The sequence below is a fragment of the Bacillus sp. JJ1764 genome (assembly GCF_036962145.1).
Classification (GTDB): Bacteria; Bacillota; Bacilli; order Bacillales; family Cytobacillaceae; genus Neobacillus.
Window position 1 is genome coordinate 1 of sequence record NZ_JBALNY010000227.1, and the last position, 2,947, is coordinate 2,947.

Sequence of the window (2,947 nt, forward strand, 5' to 3'; positions counted from 1 at the left end):
TCAGATTCCGCGTCACCGGGGACACCTTTGCGTTAAGCTAACCACTACTACTGCCTTCGTGGTTCGGGACTTTCACCCTAGAGACTGCACCCATGCCGGGCGCACACAAAAAAATCCCCATCAATGGATGAGGATTTTTATAAACTAATCAGAACTATTCACCATGATACCAGCTACTTGTGTTAAGCGGTCATAAAAAGCTAGTCCTGCCGGGTTTTCATCAAGACCAATTTCATGAAATGCTTCCTTCATACAGCGGAGCCAAGCTTTTGCTCTTTTTGACGTTACTTCGAATGGCAGGTGACGTTCTCTCATAGCAGGAGGACCAAACTCCGCACTGTAGAGGGCTGGCCCCCCTAAAAATTGAGGTAAAAACATCCTCTGCTTCCTTTTAATTTCTTCCATATCCCCTTCGAATAATGGTGCCAAATCTGGATCGTCATAAACACGAGGGTAAAAGGCCTCAACCAGTTTATTAATCGTTTCCTGCCCACCAATTTCGGTATAAAGTGATCTAAATGGAATTTCCAAATCTACTCACCATCCTCCTAACATTTTTTCCCTGTATTTCTAATTATAATAAGGTGAATAAAGTTATTTCGTGATATAAATCACACTTACAGTAAATGATGAACATTTCCTTACAGTACTTTATCAGATTAAACATCTTTTCTTGTATTTATGGTATTCTAAAATAATGACTTAATTCAAAATTAGGGTGCAACACGAGGTGATAAAAATGAACAAAGCCTGGATGTATGTAGGAATGACCTGCATCTTTGAGTTAATGTGGGTATATGGATTTAACACAGCCGTCACTTGGTGGGAATGGGGTATGGTTATCGCCATCATTTTTACTGACTTCCACATCTTGCCTAAGGCTTGTGAAAGTTTGCCAACGGGTACCGTTTACTCGGTTTTTGCTGGTGTTGGTACAATAGGGACGGTCTTAATGGATATATTTCTGTTTGGTGGAAGCATGAACACTCTTAAATTACTGTTTATGGCATTCATTGTAATCGGAGTAATTGGCTTGAATCTTGCTGATCATCGTGAAGAACATAAAGAGGTTAGGAAGGAGGTCGCCTGACAATGGGCTGGTTGTTTTTAATATTGGCTGCTGCAAGTGAGGTAATCGGGGCTGCAGGTTTAAAATTATATAGCCAAAAAAAATCGATCCGAAATGGACTTCTTTATATTGGCGGGTTTGGACTTTCCTTTGTATTTTTGTATACATCATTCCATTATATACAGTTAAGTATAGCCTATACAGTCTGGACGGGGATTGGCACTGCTGGAGCCGTTTTAATTAACATGTACCTTTTTGGTGAATCCAAAAATATCGGGCGGTTTATTAGTGTGGGCTTAATCATGATTGGGGTAATCGGATTACGGGCTATGTCCTAAACGAAAACAACCCAAAGGCATATTTGGGTGTTTTCATTTACGTAAGCAATTCTTTTAATTGTTTGATCTTGTTTCCTTCAATTTGATTCTGGAAGCTTCCTCCCATCCTGACCGCAGAGCCAAAATGATATTCACTGGCACGAAGCTCTTTGTGAACAAATTCTATATTATCTAAGGACAGTCCAGAACCGGGCATGATGATTGGATAATGCGCAGATTGTTTCGATTGTTGGATCATCTCTTTTAATGTGCTGATTCCTTCAATTGCCGTCGGATTTCCTCCAGAAGTTAAAATGCGGTCCACATGAAAGGAACTGCCAATGAGCGATTGATAAAGTCCAAGGGGGTTGGTTTCGTCGATTGCCCGGTGAAACGTAACCGAGAGACCTTTGCATTCTTCCAATACCATTGATAGAAACTCAAAATCCAAAGTCCCGTGCTCCGTAAGCGCACCAAAAACAATCCCTGCCGCACCTAGTTCCTTGATCATTTTTATATCATCCTTCATGGCGGACCATTCATTTTTTAGATAGGTAAAGGAGTAGCTATGCGGACGCACCATGACCATTACTGGGATATCAACACTGTTTACCACTGTTTTGATAATTCCGTAACTGGGGGTTAATCCACCTTCTCCTATGGCAGATACTAATTCTAATCGATCTGCTCCATTTGCCTCTGCCATTATGGCATCCTCTTTGTTTAATACAATAATTTCAACTAAGCTCATGTGCATTCCCTCATTCTGTTATCATTCTTACCAAGTTTATAACAAGTTTAAAAAAGTGTCATTGACTGTTTGTACGTTCTATATTATTATACTAGTTTGCAGGTAACTAACTAGTGGTTCGAGAACCTCCCACTTAAAAAAACTAAGGAGAAATGAATATGGAGAAAACAAATGAAGCGTTCGGTGTTCATTATCGACCGGACAAATCACAAAGTAGAATCAAAGAAATTGCAGTCAACGGAATTGTTGCGGCCTTGTACATTGCTGTTTCAGCTCTAATCCAGCCATTTGGATTCACACAAGTACAGTTCCGCGTATCAGAAATGTTTAACCATCTGGTTGTATTTAACAAAAAATATCTTTATGGCATTATTCTTGGCGTTTTTCTTACAAATTTATTCTTTTCGCCAATGAAAGCTTATGACCTGATTTTTGGCGTTGGTCAATCATTGATCGCCTTATTCATTACCATCATATGTGCAAAGTTTATCAAAAGTATTTGGGCAAGAATGATTGTGAATACCATTGTTTTCACCTTTACGATGTTCCTCATTGCTATTGAATTGCACTTGGCCTTCAAGTTGCCGTTCTTGTTTACATGGTTAACTACTGCTGCTGGAGAATTAGTGGTGATGGCCGTGGGAATGCCGATTATGTATTTCATTAATAAACGTGTACGTTTTGATAAAATCGTATAAATTTTTAGAGCTACTGTCTGATCGTTTCGTTTGACCAGACAGTAGCTCTTTTTTTACTTAGGCTATGTTTAAAAAATACTGTTGATTTTAAACTCTGTTGATAGGAGCGGAA

5 protein-coding genes and 1 riboswitch are annotated in these 2,947 nt (G+C 39.3%); of the genes, 3 read left to right on the top strand and 2 right to left on the bottom strand.

All coding sequences use genetic code 11. From position 1 onward, the window contains the following. Positions 1–144: 144 nt before the first annotated feature. The gene (locus tag V7083_RS22780) at positions 145–531 is read right to left on the bottom strand and encodes a globin (protein WP_335482383.1); all 387 of its coding nucleotides are present in this window, start codon (positions 529–531) and stop codon (positions 145–147) included. A gap of 208 nt (positions 532–739) precedes the next feature. On the opposite strand from V7083_RS22780, the gene V7083_RS22785 reads away from it, so the two are divergent. After that, positions 740–1,090: a DMT family transporter gene (locus V7083_RS22785; RefSeq protein ID WP_335482385.1), complete on the top strand. Its 351-nt coding sequence runs from the start codon at positions 740–742 to the stop codon at positions 1,088–1,090. 2 nt (positions 1,091–1,092) lie between these two features. Beyond that, complete coding sequence (locus V7083_RS22790; RefSeq protein ID WP_335482386.1) at positions 1,093–1,407, top strand: DMT family transporter; 315 nt, start codon at positions 1,093–1,095, stop codon at positions 1,405–1,407. 37 nt (positions 1,408–1,444) lie between these two features. Here the strand turns inward: V7083_RS22790 and V7083_RS22795 are convergent, their stop codons facing one another. Continuing rightward, positions 1,445–2,137, bottom strand: a complete 693-nt coding sequence (locus tag V7083_RS22795) for a copper homeostasis protein CutC (RefSeq protein ID WP_335482388.1) — start codon at positions 2,135–2,137, stop codon at positions 1,445–1,447. Positions 2,138–2,244: 107 nt separating this feature from the next. After that, a riboswitch (PreQ1 riboswitch) is annotated at positions 2,245–2,289 on the top strand. 6 nt (positions 2,290–2,295) lie between these two features. Between V7083_RS22795 and V7083_RS22800 the strand changes: the two genes are divergently transcribed. Beyond that, positions 2,296–2,835, top strand: coding sequence for a QueT transporter family protein (locus tag V7083_RS22800; protein WP_335482390.1), 540 nt, complete (start codon positions 2,296–2,298; stop codon positions 2,833–2,835). The last annotated feature ends 112 nt before the right edge of the window (positions 2,836–2,947 follow it).